This window comes from Streptomyces sp. NPDC005263 (assembly GCF_042872365.1).
Lineage (GTDB): Bacteria > Actinomycetota > Actinomycetes > Streptomycetales > Streptomycetaceae > Streptomyces.
Genome location: NZ_JBIAKJ010000007.1, coordinates 442,885 through 457,899 on the forward strand (window position 1 = coordinate 442,885; position 15,015 = coordinate 457,899).

General features: G+C 70.9%; 10 protein-coding genes. 9 read left to right on the top strand and 1 reads right to left on the bottom strand.

What is annotated here, in order from left to right; genetic code table 11:
• Positions 1 to 134 precede the first annotated feature (134 nt).
• The 9 genes from ACFYRY_RS30540 to ACFYRY_RS30580 are packed head-to-tail and all read left to right on the top strand — an operon-like array spanning position 135 to position 12,267.
• Entirely contained in the window at positions 135 to 1,454 is a 1,320-nt protein-coding gene (locus ACFYRY_RS30540) for a lysine N(6)-hydroxylase/L-ornithine N(5)-oxygenase family protein (RefSeq protein ID WP_389152600.1), read from the top strand.
• The gene (locus tag ACFYRY_RS30545; protein WP_389152602.1) at positions 1,454 to 2,530 is read left to right on the top strand and encodes an NAD(P)/FAD-dependent oxidoreductase; all 1,077 of its coding nucleotides are present in this window, start codon (positions 1,454 to 1,456) and stop codon (positions 2,528 to 2,530) included. Before ACFYRY_RS30540 ends, ACFYRY_RS30545 begins: the two co-directional genes overlap by 1 nt.
• Entirely contained in the window at positions 2,527 to 4,806 is a 2,280-nt protein-coding gene (locus ACFYRY_RS30550) for a class I tRNA ligase family protein (RefSeq protein ID WP_389152605.1), read from the top strand. The genes ACFYRY_RS30545 and ACFYRY_RS30550 overlap by 4 nt, the downstream gene beginning before the upstream one ends.
• Entirely contained in the window at positions 4,803 to 8,132 is a 3,330-nt protein-coding gene (locus ACFYRY_RS30555; protein WP_389152608.1) for an amino acid adenylation domain-containing protein, read from the top strand. The genes ACFYRY_RS30550 and ACFYRY_RS30555 overlap by 4 nt, the downstream gene beginning before the upstream one ends.
• Complete coding sequence (locus tag ACFYRY_RS30560; protein ID WP_389152611.1) at positions 8,129 to 9,658, top strand: AMP-binding protein; 1,530 nt, start codon at positions 8,129 to 8,131, stop codon at positions 9,656 to 9,658. Before ACFYRY_RS30555 ends, ACFYRY_RS30560 begins: the two co-directional genes overlap by 4 nt.
• Positions 9,648 to 9,911 (top strand): acyl carrier protein, encoded by a 264-nt coding sequence (locus ACFYRY_RS30565; protein ID WP_389152614.1) that lies wholly within the window; start codon positions 9,648 to 9,650, stop codon positions 9,909 to 9,911. Before ACFYRY_RS30560 ends, ACFYRY_RS30565 begins: the two co-directional genes overlap by 11 nt.
• A gap of 2 nt (positions 9,912 to 9,913) precedes the next feature.
• Positions 9,914 to 10,528, top strand: a complete 615-nt coding sequence (locus ACFYRY_RS30570; protein ID WP_389152617.1) for a GNAT family N-acetyltransferase — start codon at positions 9,914 to 9,916, stop codon at positions 10,526 to 10,528.
• A complete protein-coding gene (locus tag ACFYRY_RS30575) occupies positions 10,525 to 11,571 on the top strand; it encodes a C45 family autoproteolytic acyltransferase/hydolase (RefSeq protein WP_389152620.1) in 1,047 nt (348 codons plus the stop codon). Before ACFYRY_RS30570 ends, ACFYRY_RS30575 begins: the two co-directional genes overlap by 4 nt.
• A gap of 15 nt (positions 11,572 to 11,586) precedes the next feature.
• On the top strand, positions 11,587 to 12,267 hold the full coding sequence (locus ACFYRY_RS30580) for a 4'-phosphopantetheinyl transferase family protein (protein ID WP_389152623.1): 681 nt from the start codon (positions 11,587 to 11,589) through the stop codon (positions 12,265 to 12,267).
• A 23-nt stretch (positions 12,268 to 12,290) separates the two neighbouring features.
• Here the strand turns inward: ACFYRY_RS30580 and mrdA are convergent, their stop codons facing one another.
• A complete protein-coding gene (mrdA, locus tag ACFYRY_RS30585; protein ID WP_389152625.1) occupies positions 12,291 to 14,393 on the bottom strand; it encodes a penicillin-binding protein 2 in 2,103 nt (700 codons plus the stop codon).
• Positions 14,394 to 15,015: the final 622 nt, after the last annotated feature.

The following is a 15,015-nucleotide window of genomic DNA, read 5'->3' on the forward strand; positions in this document are numbered from 1 at the left end:
AGGGGTCGTGACCCACACCCGCCACCGCAGCCAGGCATGCCCTTCGCCGTTCGATTCGTCATGTTTCACGACCAATGTTCAGTACGTCCTGAGTCGGCATGCCGCCGGCACCTGTCCGAAGGAGAGATCCGACCATGGGGTACGAGAAAACGACGCCTGACTCCACGCACTACCGCTGCCTGGGGATCGGCGTGGGACCCGCCAACCTGAGCCTCGCGTCACTGCTGCACAGCCGTACGGAGGTGCGCAACCTCTTCCTCGACCGCAAGCCGTCCTTCGGCTGGCACGACGGCCAGCAGATCCCCGGCACCACCCTGCAGGTCTCCATGTTCAAGGACCTGGTCTCGCTCTCCGATCCCAAGTCCCCGTTCTCCTTCCTGTCCTATCTGCACGACCAGGGCCGGGTGTACCACTTCCTCAACGCCCAGTTCGACGACGTGCCGCGGCTGGAGTTCCGCAACTACCTCGCCTGGGCGAGCCAGCGCAACGAGAACATCGTCTTCGGCGAGACGGTCCAGGAGGTCGGCTTCGACGGGGTCTTCACCGTCCGCACCGACCGCCGCACCGTCACCGCCGACAACGTCGTCGTCGGTGTCGGAAGCCAGCCCTGGGTGCCGGAGCACGGCCACCCCCACCTCGGCGCCACCCAGTTCCACGTCAACGACTTCATGACCTCGGCCAAGAACCTGGGCGGCAAGCGGGTCGTGGTGGTCGGCGGCGGCCAGTCCGGCGCCGAGGCGTTCTCGGACCTGATCTCCCGCTCCGGAGCCGAACTGCCGCGCCGGGTCTCCTGGATATCGCGGCGCCGCAACTACTTCCCCATCGACGACTCGCCGTTCACCAACGACTACTACATGCCCGACCACTCCGACTACTTCTTCAACCTGGGCACCGACGTGCGCGCCGCGTTCAACGCCCAGCACATCCTCACCAGCGACGGCATCTCCGAGTCCACGCTGCGCGACATCTACCAGCGCATCTACGTCCACCGGTTCGTGGAGGGCAACCCCGACCTGGTCGGGCTGCACCCCAACCGCGAGGTGGTCGGCGTCGAGGCCGGTGCGGCGGGCGGCTGGGACATCACCGTCCGGCACAACGACGAGCCCGGATCGCGGGAGCACTTCGAGGCGGACGTCGTCGTGTGGGCCACCGGTTTCCGGCCGGCCGCCATGGACTTCCTCGCCCCGATCGCCGACCGCCTCGAACGCGACGGTGACGAACTGCGCATCGACGAGGACTACGCGGTGCGCTGGGACGGCCCCGCCGACCGCAGCATCTTCGTGCAGAACGCCGCCCGGGGCCAGCGCGGCCTCGCCGACCCCAACCTCAGCCTCAACGCCTGGCGCAGCCAGCGCATCGCCGACCGGCTGTCCGGCGTCCGCAGCGACGAGCAGCTGGCGTCCTTCATCGAATGGTCGACCAAGACCGGCGCCAAGACCCCGTGGGGGGCGTGATGACGGCGCGGCACACCGACCATGACTACGCGGTGGTCGGCGGCGGAGTGCTCGGCTGCCTGATCGTCCGGGAGATCCTCGCCCGTGACCCGCACGCCTCGGTGGCGCTGCTGGAGCGGGACGCCATCGGCAGCGGCGCCACCCGCCGCTCGGCCGGCCTGCACTTCCCGCGCGGCTCCACGCCCCGCGTCCGCAGCATGGCCTCGTACAGCCAGCAGTGGTACGCGGCGCTCAAGGCCGCCCGCCCGGAACTGCCCGTGCACAGCCTGCGGATGACGGTCGTCGCCCCCACCCCGGAGGAGGCCCGGCTGCGCGGCGTCTACCTGCCCGAGGCGCGGCTGCGGCCCGCGGCGGCGCTCCCGGCGGTCGTCGCGGCGCTGCCCGACGGCATGAGCGCCTGGGAGGGCGACGGCTGCCAGTACGCGGACGTCTACGCCCTCAGCCAACTCCTGGCCCGTGAGCTGCGCCCCAACGCCACGTTCCGTGAGGGAGCCCAGGTCACCGCGGTGACCCCGGCGGCGGACGGGGTGCGCCTGGACCTCGGCACCGGGGACACCCTCACCGCCGGGCACGTCGTGATCGCCCCCGGCCCCTGGCTCGCGGCCCCCGCCTGGAAGGGACTCGTCGCCCCGCTCGGCGCCCGGGTGAAGAAGGTCGTGGCCCTGCACATCGAGACGGTGCCGACCGCCGAGGACGAGGCCGTGGTCTTCCAGGACGAGGACGCCTTCCTGCTGCCGTACCACGAGCGCGGCCACTGGCTGTTCAGCTACACCTGCCAGGAGTGGGACGTCGACCCGGACACGGTGCCCGCCGCCCTGTCGCCGACCGACCGTGACGAGGCCCTCGCCACCCTGCGCCGGTACGCCCCCCACCTGGTGGAGCACTGCGCCTCCGGCCGGGTCTTCTGCGACGCGTACGGGCCCGACTTCGAGCCACTGGTCCGCGCGCTCACCGACGACGGACGCGTGGTCTTCGCGGGCGCCGCCAACGGCTCCGGCTACCGGCTGGGCCCCGCCATCGCGGCCCAGACCGCCGATCTGCTCCCTCTTCCGTCCCAGCGAAAGGACGCGGCGTGATCATCAACACGTACGACGACACCGCACTCTCCGAGGCCTTCGGCATCGACATGAGCACCATCGAGGGCCTCGGCACGGGCGCCGGCTGGGGACGGGTCGCCCCCGGCCAGGCCTCCGACAGCCATCAGCACGACGAGACCGAGTTCTTCGTGATCGTCGCGGGCCGCGGCGAGTTCATCGTCGACGGGCGCCGCCACCCGGCCGCCCCCGGCACGGTGGCGCTGTTCGAGCCCTTCGAGTCCCACGTCCTGGAGAACACCGGCGACGAGGACCTGGTCTTCCTCACCCAGTACTGGCGCGACGCCGAACGCGCCCTGGCCTCCGCGCGCAACACCGAGCGCAAGAACTTCGGCGACCGGCCGGTCTTCGTCTTCTCCACCCCGCCCACCCCCAACGGCGACCTCCACCTCGGTCACCTCTCCGGCCCCTACCTCGGCGCCGACGTCTTCGTCCGGCACCAGCGGATGAACGGCACCAACGCCTGGCACCTGACCGGCAGCGACGACTACCAGAGCTATGTGCCGGCCGCCGCCCGCGCCGAGGGCCGTGAACCCGCCGAGACCGCGGCCCACTACAGCGCCGAGATAGCCGCGACCCTCGCGCTGATGGACATCACCCCCGACCAGTACACGGTCACCAACGACGACCCCGACTACCGGGGCGGGCTGAAGGACTTCTTCTCCCGGGTCGTCTCCTCCGGCACGGTCCAGGTCACCGAGGCCGACGCGCTCTTCGACGCGGAGAGCGGACGCTACCTCTACGAGGTCGACGTCAAGGGCGGCTGCCCCGGCTGCGGTTCGGGCACCAGCGGAAACATCTGCGAGGAGTGCGGTGAGCCCAACACCGTCACGGACCTCACCGAGCCCGCGTCCACCGCGTCGGCCGCGGCGCCCCGCCGCGGCCCGATGGCCCGGTGGATGCTGCCCCTGCACACCTTCCAGGGCGACATCGCCGCCCACCACCACCTCGGCCGGGTCCCGGCGCGACTGCGGGAACTCGCCGACCGGCTCTTCAGCCGCCCCAGCATGAACATCCCCCTCACCCACCCCTCCTCCTGGGGCGTCCCCCCGGCCGAGAAGGACGTGGACGGCCAGGTCATCTGGGTGTGGCCGGAGATGTCGTACGGCTTCCTGCACGGCATCCAGGCCCTCGGCTCCCGCCTGGGCGAGAACTGGCAGGCGGCCGAGCCCCAGCAGGACTGGAAGATCGTCCACTTCTTCGGCTACGACAACAGCTTCTACCACTCGGTGCTCTACCCGGCCCTGTACCAACTCGCGTTCCCGGGCTGGACGCCGGACATCGACTACCACGTCAACGAGTTCTACCTGCTGGAAGGCAGCAAGTTCTCCACCAGCCGGCGTCACGCCGTCTGGGGCAAGGACATCCTCAGCCCCGACTCCGTCGACTCCGTCCGCTACTTCCTCGCCGCCACCCGTCCCGAGGGCACCCGCACCAACTTCCAGCGCGCGGCCTACGAGTCGGCCCTGACCGACACCCTCATCGGCACCTGGCAGACCTGGCTGAACGACCTCGGCTCCCGGATCGCCAAGCACTACGGCGGCACCGCCCCCGACGCCGGCAACTGGACGCCCGAGCACTCCGCCTTCCTCGGCCGGCTCGGCGCCCGCCTCGCCGCGGTCACCGGCGCCCTGGGCTCCGACGGCTTCTCCCTCAACCAGGCCGCCGCCGAACTCGACGGCATCGTCAAGGACACCCTGCGCTTCTCCCGCCAGGAGTCGCTCCTGGCCGAGACCGCGGGCTGGGAGAACGAGGCCCGCACCGCCATAGCCCTGGAACTGGCCGCCGCCCGGCTCCTCGCCCACGTCGCCGCCCCCGTCATGCCGCGCTTCGCCGCGCACCTCGCCGACACCCTCGGCATGCCCGAGCCGAGCACCTGGCCGCGCACCGTCGAACTCGTCGCCCCCGGCAGCGAGATCCACCTCACGGACGCCGCCTTCTTCCACCCGACGCCGCTCCCGGCGGCCGCCTCCTCCACCCAGACCGGCCCGCGGCTGGCGCCGTGGCTGAGCGGCCTGGTGCGGGCCGTGCTGCAGCTCCCTGACGACGCGGCGGTCCGCGAGCGCAGCCTCAGCCAGCTGAACACCAGCTCCCTGCAGGCGGTCACCCTCCAGTACCAGGTCCTCGAAGCCCTCGACGTGGACCTCAGCGTCGAGGAACTCCTGGGCAGCCACGACATCGACACCCTCGCCACGATCATCGAGGAACGCGCCGAGCCCGCCGCCGTCGAACCGCTCACGGAGGCGAACGTCCGATGAGCTATCGCGAGGTACTGCACGAGATCGAAAGCCGCGGCCTGTCCGTCGCCCTGTCCGGCAACGACCTGCGGCTCCAGGGCGGCCGTGAGCGCATGGACCCCGCGTTCATCGCCCGCGTCAAGAGCGTGAAGGACGAACTGATCGCTCACCTCGCCGAGGAGCGGCGACACGGGCCCGGTTTCCCGCTCACCAACCTCCAGCGCGCCTATCTGCTGGGCCGCAGCGGCATCTTCGAGATCGGTGACGTGGCCAGCCACGTCTACCACGAGATCGAGGGCGTCTGGGACGTCGATCGCCTGGAGTCGGCGCTGGAAGCGGTCGTGGACGCGCACAGCGGCCTGCGTTCCCGCTTCGTCGGCGACGACCGTCAGATCACCGAGCTCTGCCAGTACCGGCCCCGGATCGCCCGCCTCGACCTGCGCCGGGAGAGCCCCGAGGAACAGCACCGCATCCGCCGCGAACTGCGCGAGGAACGCTCGCACCGGGTGCTCGCCACCGACCAGGTGCCGCTGGTCGTCGCCGAGGTGACCATCCTCGCCGACGACCGCATGGTCCTGCACGTCAGCCACGACGGGCTGATCATGGACGGCATCAGCATGTTCCTGTTCTTCCAGGCCTGGTGGCAGCGCTACCGCGACGGCACCGACGAGAGCGCGCCCACCGAGCTGCCGTACGCGGAGTACGTCGCGGCGCTGGAGGCCGCGCGCGACCGGGCGCCCGCCCAACGCTCCCGCCAGTACTGGCTCGGGCGGATCGACGACCTCGCCCCGCACCCGGACCTGCCGCTGCGCACCAGCCCGTCCGCGCTCACCCGCACCCGTTTCTCCCAGCGGCAGGTGCGCCTGGACGGGCGGGAGTGGACCGCGCTGAAGGAGCGGGCCGCGCACGCCGGACTCACCCCGTCGGCGCTGCTGCTCGCCGCCTACGGCGAGACCCTCGCCACCTGGGGCGGCGGTCCCCGGTTCACCATCAACACCACGGTGGCCAACCGCCCGCCCATCCACCCCCGCGCCTTCCAGGCCATCGGCAGCTTCTCCGACACCATGCTCGTCGAGATCGACGTCGACCGGGCCCGCAGCTTCGAGGAGCGGGCCCGCGCCCTGCAGACCCGGCTGCGCCGCGACCTCGACCACCGGCACTTCTCCGGCAGCGACGTCATGCAGGAACTGGCGCGACGACGCGGCGGCGTGGCCGGCGCCCGGATGCCGTTCACGTTCAACAGCGCGATCGGTCATGTGGGCGGCGACATCGACGGCTCCGCGCTGGAGCTGTTCGGGCCGGAGGTGTACACCGTCAGCCAGACCCCGCAGGTGTGGCTCAACGCGTTCGCGATGGAACAGCACGGCGGGCTCGTCGTCCAACTCGACGGCGTCGACGAGCTGTTCCCCGAGGGCCTGCTCGACGACCTCGCCCAGGGCTACCGCACGCTCCTCGACGCCCTCCTCGACGAGGCCGCCTGGCAGCGCCACACCTTCGACCTGCTGCCCGAGGCGCAGCGCGAGCGGCGCCGCGAGGCCAACGACACCGCCGCGCCGCTGCCCGAGACCATGCTCGGCGACGCGTTCCGCGCCCAGGCCGAACGCACCCCGCACGCGCCCGCCGTCATCACCTCCGGACGGGAGGTCAGCTACGGCGAACTGCTGCGCCGCGCCACCGCGGCGGCGGCCCGGCTGCGCGCCGGGAACGTCGGCCGTGACGAGCTGGTCGGCCTGGTGATGAGCCGGGGGCCCGAGCAGATCGTCGGCATCCTCGCCACCGTGCTGGCCGGCGCCGCCTATCTGCCCGTCGACGCGGCACTGCCCGCCGAGCGGCAGAACTACATGCTCCGCGACGGCCGGGTGCGCCACGTGCTCACCAACACCGGCTGGCAGGACACCGACGGCGAACGACAGGTGCAGCACCTCGACCTGAGCGACACCGCCGAGGCCACCGACCCGCCGGCGGAGCTGCCTGCGCCGCTGTCGGGTGCCAACCCCGACGACCTTGCTTACGTGCTCTACACCTCCGGCACCACGGGTGAGCCCAAGGGCGTCATGGTCAGCCACCGCAATGTCGCCAACGTCGTGGCCGACTGCCACAAGCGGTTCGGCATCACGCCCGAGGACCGGTTCTTCGCCATCAGCGCGTTCAACTTCGACCTGTCGGTGTGGGACGTCTTCGGCGCGCTGTCGGCCGGCGCGGCCCTGGTGATGCCCGACCGGGACCGGGCCGTCGACCCCGCCCACTGGCTGGAACTGTGCGAGAGCGCCGGGGTGACCGTCTGGAACTCGGTGCCCGCGATCGTCTCCCTGCTCCACGACCAGGCCCTCGCCGACGGCACCGTCCCGCCCGCGCTGCGCCTGGTGATGATGAGCGGCGACCGCGTCCCGCCGGCCCTGCCGGCCGCGCTGCGCCGGCTGAAGCCCGACGTGGACGTGATCTCGCTCGGCGGGCCCACCGAGACGACGATCTGGAACATCCTGCACCCCGTCGGCCCCGACGAGGACGGCAGCGAGTCCATTCCCTACGGCCGCCCCAACGCCAACAACCGCGCCTATGTGCTCGACCGGGACGGGCAGGACTGCCCCGACTGGGTGACCGGCGAGATCTGCGCGGCGGGCACCGGCCTGGCCCGCGGCTACTGGGGTGACGAGGCGCGCACCGCCGAGCGGTTCGGCCACGACAGCCGCCGCGGCGAACGCCTCTACCGCACCGGCGACCTGGGCCGCTATCTGCCCGACGGCAGTATCGCGATCCTCGGCCGCAGCGACTTCCAGATCAAGGTCAACGGCTACCGCATCGAGGCCGGCGAGGTCGAGACCCGGCTGGTCGCCCTCGACGCCGTGGCCAAGGCCGTCGTCGCCGGACGCCCCGGCGCCCAGGGCGACCGCCTGGTGGCCCACCTGGTGCCGACCGGTGAGCGGCGGCCCGACGTGGCCGAACTGCGCGAGGCCCTGCGCCGCGACCTGCCCGACTACATGGTGCCCACCGCCGTCATCTGGCACGACGAACTGCCGCTGACCAAGAACGGCAAGGTCGACCGGGGCAAGCTCGCCGACGTCCCCGTCGAGGACACCGCGCGGGCCGCCGACCCGGCGGGCGGCGGCGAACCCGCGACGGACACCGAGAAGGCCCTCGTCGAGATCTGGTCCCAGGTGCTGCGCGGCACCCAGGTCGGCGTCCACGACAGCCTGGGTGCCCTCGGCGGCGACTCCATCGCCGCGGCCCGCATCCTCACCGCCGTCCGCAAGCGGTTCGGGGTGACCATCCCGCTCGACATGTTCGCCGACATGGACACCGTCCGGGCCATGGCCGCCGCCCTCACCCCCCGACAGGAGGACCAGTGACCGACCACTCGACGATCAACCACATCGTCTCCCACCCACCGGTCGGCGGGCGGATCGCCTTCGCCCGGCTCGACGGCACCCACAGCGTCGACCTGCCCGAGCTGTACGCGATGGCCGGCCGGCTGGCCCGACGGCTGCGGGCCCGCGGTATCGGACCGGGCGACCGGATCGGCATCCTGGCCGCCAACAGCCTGGAGTGGGTGCTGCTCGACCTCGCCGCGCTGCTCCTGAAGGCCGAGACGGCGGGCTTCGAACCCGGCAAGTTCGACCCCGACGACAGCCTCACCAAGCGCTACGACGTCACGCTGCTGTTCACCGACCGGGAGACGGACGCCCCGGGGACCGTGCCGATCAGCGAGGTCCGTGCCCTCGCCGAGGAACCGGACAACGCGGACACCGAGCCCCTGCCCCCGGTGACCTGGGCACCGCGGGACGTGACGACCATCAAGTTCACCTCGGGCAGCACCGGTACCCCCAAGGGCCTGGGTGCGACCGCCGGCAGCATCGACAGCTCCCTGTCCGCGGTGCAGGAGATCTTCGAACACAAGCCGGGGGACGACCTGTTCGTCTTCCTGCCGCTGTCACTGCTCCAGCAGCGCTACTGGATCTACTCCGCGCTCGCCCACGGCCACGACGTCACCATCAGCACCTACGAGGCGGCCTTCGCGGCCCTGCGCCGCACCCGGCCCACCGTCGTCATGGGCGTACCCGCCTTCTACGAGACGGCCAAACGCCAGATCGAGGCCCGGCTGCGCCGCTCGGACGGCACCCAGACTCTCCAGGAGGCCGCCGCCCGCATGTTCGGCGACCGCGTCCGCTACCTGTGGACCGGCTCGGCGCCCGCCGCCGCGGCGACGCTGGACTTCTTCACCGAGGCCGGCCTGCCCATCTACGAGGGCTACGGCCTCAACGAGACCTGCATCGTCACCAAGAACCACCCCGGCGCCAGCCGCGCGGGCAGCGTCGGCCAGGTCCTGCGGGGCAAGGAGGTGCTGATCGGCGAGGACGGTGTCGTCAGCGTCCGCAGCGACCACCCCGTGGGCTACGGCTACGCGTACGCCGCCCCCGGCGACTCCGAGCGGGTCTTCGGCCCCGACGGCACCGTACGCACCGGCGACCTCGGGTACCTCGACGACGACGGCTTCCTCTTCATCCGAGGCCGCGCCGACGACGTCATCGTCCTGGACAACGGCAAGAAGATCGTCGTCCGGCCGATCGAGGAGAGCATGCGCACCAGCCCGGCCGTCGCCGAGTGCGTCCTGTTCTGCCCCGCGCAGACCGACCTGGTCGCCGTCGTCTCCCCGGCCACCGTGCCCGCCGACCGCGACGCCATCGCGGCCCAGCTCGCCCTGACCAACGCCTCGTTGACCAAGGACGAACAGATCAGCAGGGTGGTCGTGGCCGAGGCCCCGTTCAGCATCGAAGGCGGCCTGCTCACCTCCCAGTACAAGCCGAAACGCAAGCAGATCCTCGAGGCCTACCGGGCCGAGATCCACAACAGCAAGGAAGGCATTCATGCGATCTGACATCGAAAGCGCGGCCAGGGACAACCTCTCCGCGGTGCTCACCCCGCCGGTCGGCCCCGACGACCTCGACCTCGACGCGGACATGGCCGGCACCTACGGCCTGACCTCCCTCAACAAGGTCCTCTTCCTGACCGAGGTGTGCGAGGCGACCGACGTCGACCTCGCCAACTTCACCGAACACGACCTCGCCGAGATGACCACCCTGCGCAGCGTCGCCGAGGCCCTGACCCGACACACGACCAAGGTGGCCTGACCATGACCTGGGCACAGAACGCGGCAGCGGTCCTGGAGAACGAACACGTCCTGCTGCGGCCGGTCACCGAGGCCGACCGCGAGAACGTCCGGGCCGTGGCCATGGACCCCGACATCTGGCGCTACTTCGTCTCCGCCGTGGAGACCGACGCCGACTTCGAGACCTTCTTCGACACCTGCCTCGCCGACCAGGCGGCCGGCCGCCGCGTCGTCTACATCATCACCGACCGGGCCAGTGGCCGCGTCGCGGGCAGCATGAGCTACGGCAACATGGCCGAGGCCGACGCCCGCCTGGAGATCGGCTGGTCCTGGCTGGGCCGTGACTTCCGCGGCCAGGGCATCAACCGCTGGGCCAAGTACCTGCTGCTGCGACACGCCTTCGACACGCTCGGAGCGGAGCGGGTCGAGTTCAAGACCGACATCCTCAACACCCAGGCCCGCCGCGGCCTGCGCAACATCGGGGCCGTCGAGGAAGGCACCCTGCGCAGCTTCAACTACATGCCCGGAGGCCGCCGCCGCGACGCGATCTTCTACAGCGTGCTGCGCGCCGAATGGCCGCGCGTGCAGCGGGAACTGGCCACCAAGCCGAAGGTCTCCCAGCCGGAAACCGTCGCATGACCGCGGGCGGGGGCATCCCCTTCATCCGCGCGTCCGGTGACCCCTTCGCTGTCGGACGCGCTCATGGCGAGGCCCTCGCCGGTCCGCTGCGCACCTTCCTCGACGACTCGCTCGGCCGGCTGAACAAGGTCATGCCGGAGCCGGTCACCCAGGACGCGCTGCTGCCGTCGATCGCCGCCTACCGGGCGGCGGTCACGGCGGCCCTGCCGGATCAGGCGGAGGAGATCGCGGGCCTCGCCTCCGGCGCCCGGATCACCGAGGACGAGGCATGGCTGCTCCAGCTGCGCCGGGAGATCATGGGCTACCGCAAGGTGCCCACCGCGGGCGACTGCACGACGTATGCCCGCACGGCCCGCGATGCTCCGGTGCTCGCGCAGACCATCGACCTCAACGGCGACCTGGACGACTACATCGCCGTCCTGGACGTCGCCCGCGCGGACTCGGGACGCCGCTCGCTCGTCCTCAGCTTCGGTGGCCTGCTCGGTTATCTGGGCCTCAACAGCGACGGCCTCGCGGTCGGCCTCAACCTGGTCCTGGGCGGCGAGTGGCGCCCGGGGGTACCGCCCTACCTCGCGATCCGTCATCTCCTGGACACGGCACGGGACGTCACCGAGGCCCTGGAGATCCTGCGCACCCTGCCGCTGGCCAGCTCCCGCACGCTGGTGCTGTGCGACCGGGACCGGGCCGTGTGCGTGGAGGCCCTCGGGGACGAGCTCAGGACCATCGAGGACACGGAGGTGGCCCACACGAACCACTTCCTGCACCCCGATTTCGTACCGGCCGACGAGATCAACGTCTTCGCCCGCAACTCCTCGGTCCGCAGACTGAAGACGGCCACGGCCGGACTCGGCGAACTGCCCCCCGGCGCCGACCCGGAGGAACACTTCGCCCTGCTGACACAGACCCCGATCCGCGTCCCGGACCGGGGAGACATCCGCGCCGAACGCACCGTCGCCGCCGTCGTCATGCTGCCCGACCGCGGTGAGCTGCACGTACGCCCCGGCGACCCGGCACTGTCACAGACACAGGTGTTCAGCCTGTAGGGAGGGAGCGGTCGCGTGCGGACGTGGCTGGTGGACCTGGACGCCGACGAGCCGGACCGGGCGGACGAGGACGTCCTGACGGAGGCGGAGCGGTGGCGCGGCGCCCAGTTCGCGCACCCGCTCCCGGCCCGCCGATTCCTGCGTTCCCGGCTGGCCGTGCGCCACCTGCTGGGGGAGCGGCTGGGCGTGCCGCCGGCCGAGCTGCGCATCGCGCACCTGCCGGACGGCAAGCCGTATCTGCCGGACCACGCGGGCCTGCACATCAGCTGGTCGCGTTCGCAGGGCCTGCTGCTGCTCGGGGCGTCCGGCAGCGGGCCCATCGGCGTGGACATCGAGTGCCGGCGGACGGTGCCGAGCCCCCTGAGTGTCCTCGCCACCGTCTATCCGGATCTTCCGGCGGGCGCCCGCCCCGAGTCGTTCCTCCCGGCGTGGACGCTCCTGGAGGCGGCGGTCAAGGCGACCGGCCGCGGCCTGTCCCGCGGCGCACGCGATGTCGACCTCCGCTTCGACGCCACCGGCGAGGTCACCCTGCGCGGCATCCGCGGCCCAGGACCGGACGCCTGGTCCGGCCGTACGGAGGTGCTGCCCCCGCGGGGCGGCACGCCCGCGGCTGTGGTGGCCGTCGTGGTGCGGGGCGAGGTGACCGGGACGATCGCGCCCTACGTCAGGACGGACCGGCGCGAACCCGTCCGCTGAGCCACCGCCGCACCGCACGTCCGTCAGTCGCGGGGCCCGTCGCCACGACGGACGGTGCCGTCCGCCCGGACCGCGGGCAGGCTCTTCTGAGGCGTCGGCAACAGCGCCGCGCGCTCGTCGATCGAGCCGTCCTTCCGGACGCCGTACAGCGCGTTGTAGATGTTGCGGACGGCCGGGGCGGAGGCGCCGGAACCGGTACCGCTCTGGGAGATCGTCATGACGACCGCGTACTCCTTGGTGTACGTGGCGAACCACGAGGTCGTCTGCTTGCCGTAGACCTCGGCCGTACTCGTCTTGGCGTGCAGCGGGATCCTGTCCTGCGGCCAGCCGACGAAGCGCCAGTCGGCCGAACCGCGGGTCACGACACCGGCGAGGGCGTCGTCGATGGCGTCCCGGGTCTGCTTCGTCATCGGCAGCCTGCCGTGCGAGGTGGGCTCGATCTCCTTGACGGACGTGCCGTCCGCGCTGATGACGGCCTTGCCGACGGTGGGGTCGTACAGCGTGCCGCCGTTGGAGATGGCCGCGTAGATGGTGGCCATCTGGATGGGGGTGACCAGGGTGTCACCCTGTCCGATGGAGTAGTTGACCGCGTCACCGGCGCGCATCCGGTTGCCTTCCCGGCAGTTCTCGTACGCGATGCGCTCGGCGTACGAGCCTGCTTTCCTGCCGTGCTCGCACCAGGCGTCCTTGTTGGCTTTCCAGTAGTCCTGCTTCCACTGGCGGTCGGGGACCCGGCCGGTGACCTCGTTGGGTAGGTCGATGCCGGTTGCCGCTCCCAGGCCGAACTGGTGGGCCGTCCGGTAGAACCAGTCCTTGGCGTTCTTCGTCGGCTCGGTGCCGCCGTCGCGCTTCCACTCCTGGTGGGCCAGCCGGTAGAAGACGGTGTCGCAGGAGACCTCCAGCGCACGGCCCAGGCTGATCGGTCCGTGGTCCTCCGACTCGAAGTTGGTGAAGACCTGGCGGCCGATGGAGTACGAGCTGGTGCACGGGTACGGGCCGTCGAAGGAGTAGCCGGCGTTGACCGCGGCCGTGGTCGAGACGACCTTGAAGATGGAGCCCGGCGCGGACTGACCTTGGATGGCGCGGTTGAGCAGCGGATAGTTGGAGGCCTTGCCGGTGAGCTTCTCGTAGTCCTTGGCGGAGACGCCGCCCACCCAGGCGTTCGGGTCGTACGTCGGGTTGGACGCCATGGCGACGATGCGGCCGGTCGCGGCCTCCATCACCACCACCGCGCCCGAGTCGGCCTTGTACCGCTCACCGGTGTTGCGGTCCCACTGCGTGCGGGCCTTCTTCATCGCCTCGTTCAGCTCGTACTCGGCGACCCGCTGGACACGGGCGTCGATGCTGGTGACGAGGTGGGAGCCGGGCCGCGCGGGGTGGGCCTCGGCCTCGCCGAGGACCCGGCCGAGGTTGTCGACCTCGTAGCGGGTGACGCCGGCCTTGCCGCGCAACTCCTTGTCGTACTGGCGCTCCAGACCCGAGCGGCCCACCGGGTCCGAGCGCAGATACGGCGAGTCGGACCCCTTGGCCTGCTGGATCTCCTTGTCGGTCACCGGCGAGAGATACCCCAGAAGGTGCGCGGAGTTGGCCCGACTCGGGCTCGGATAGCGGCGCACCGCCCGCGGCTCGGCGGTGATGCCGGGGAAGTCCTCGGCGCGCTCACGGATCTGCAGGGCCTGCTGGGCGGTGGCCTCATCGGTGATGGGGATGGGCTGGTACGGCGAGCCGTTCCAGCAGGGCTGCGGGGTCTTCGCGTCGCACAGCCGGACCTTCTCCCGCACCGCCTCGGGAGCCATGCCCAGCACACCGGCCAGCCTGGTCAGGACCGCCTTGCCGTCATCCCTCATCTTGAGCAGGTCGGTACGGGAGGCGGACACCACCAACCGCGTCTCGTTGTCCGCCAGCGGCACGCCGCGCGCGTCCAGGATCGAACCGCGCACCGCCGGCAGCACGACCTGCTGAACGAGATTGCCGGACGCCTTGTCGGCAAGGGCGTCGCCCTCACGGATCTGTAAGTGCCACAGGCGCCCGAAAAGGATGCCGAGGAGGGAGAGGACGAGGACTTGGATTCCGACCAGCCGGATCTGGACGCGCCGCGTCCGGCCCGTCTCGGGAATGTTGGTCACGCGTGGTCCCTTTGCTGTGTGCCGTCGTCAGGTACCCGGTGGGGCGTCCCACCGCCTGCACGTGCCGCAGCGACCGAGCCGAGCTCTCCTGGCGTTTGCACGTGCGCTGAAAAGGAAGAAGCGCAGTCGGCTTCGGAAGGTTTCTCGCCGTGGGACAAAGGGTCGCTTCGAGGCGAGCCTAGGTGACCGCATCGGAGTCGGCAGCCCAATATCAAGTCACTTTCGGAGTCCGCCGGTTCGTAGAAGGGAGTCATCCGGCCATGATTCTCCGCGCCCCGGCGAAACCGGCCGCCCGGCTTGATCAAGGAAATTGTCGGAGCCTGCCGGGGCGTCTCGATTCAGCCAGTTTTGCATCGCAAATATGGGTGCCGGAAGCAGGTTCCTTCAGTGCTCTAGTCCAATGTTCGCGGAGGAATGGTCCGGTTCGTACACCATCGACCCCGTGTGTGCGATGTGGTGATCTCGTAATGATGATCCTTTAATCTCCCTTTACCTTCGGCTAACCAGTGACTGCGCGCAATCGCCGTCCGGTTCGTCAGGGCCACCTCTTTCACGCCTGGGGTGTCCTGAATGCCGCATGGCAGCGGACGGCGCGCCTGCGAGCATGCTTAACCTGAGCCCC

Coding starts and splice junctions, on each gene's coding strand:
- ACFYRY_RS30570 (WP_389152617.1), top strand. CDS start 9,914: ATGACCTGGGCACAGAACGCGGCAGCGGTCCTGGAGAACGAACACGTC.
- ACFYRY_RS30545 (WP_389152602.1), top strand. CDS start 1,454: ATGACGGCGCGGCACACCGACCATGACTACGCGGTGGTCGGCGGCGGA.
- ACFYRY_RS30565 (WP_389152614.1), top strand. CDS start 9,648: ATGCGATCTGACATCGAAAGCGCGGCCAGGGACAACCTCTCCGCGGTG.
- ACFYRY_RS30540 (WP_389152600.1), top strand. CDS start 135: ATGGGGTACGAGAAAACGACGCCTGACTCCACGCACTACCGCTGCCTG.
- ACFYRY_RS30555 (WP_389152608.1), top strand. CDS start 4,803: ATGAGCTATCGCGAGGTACTGCACGAGATCGAAAGCCGCGGCCTGTCC.
- ACFYRY_RS30575 (WP_389152620.1), top strand. CDS start 10,525: ATGACCGCGGGCGGGGGCATCCCCTTCATCCGCGCGTCCGGTGACCCC.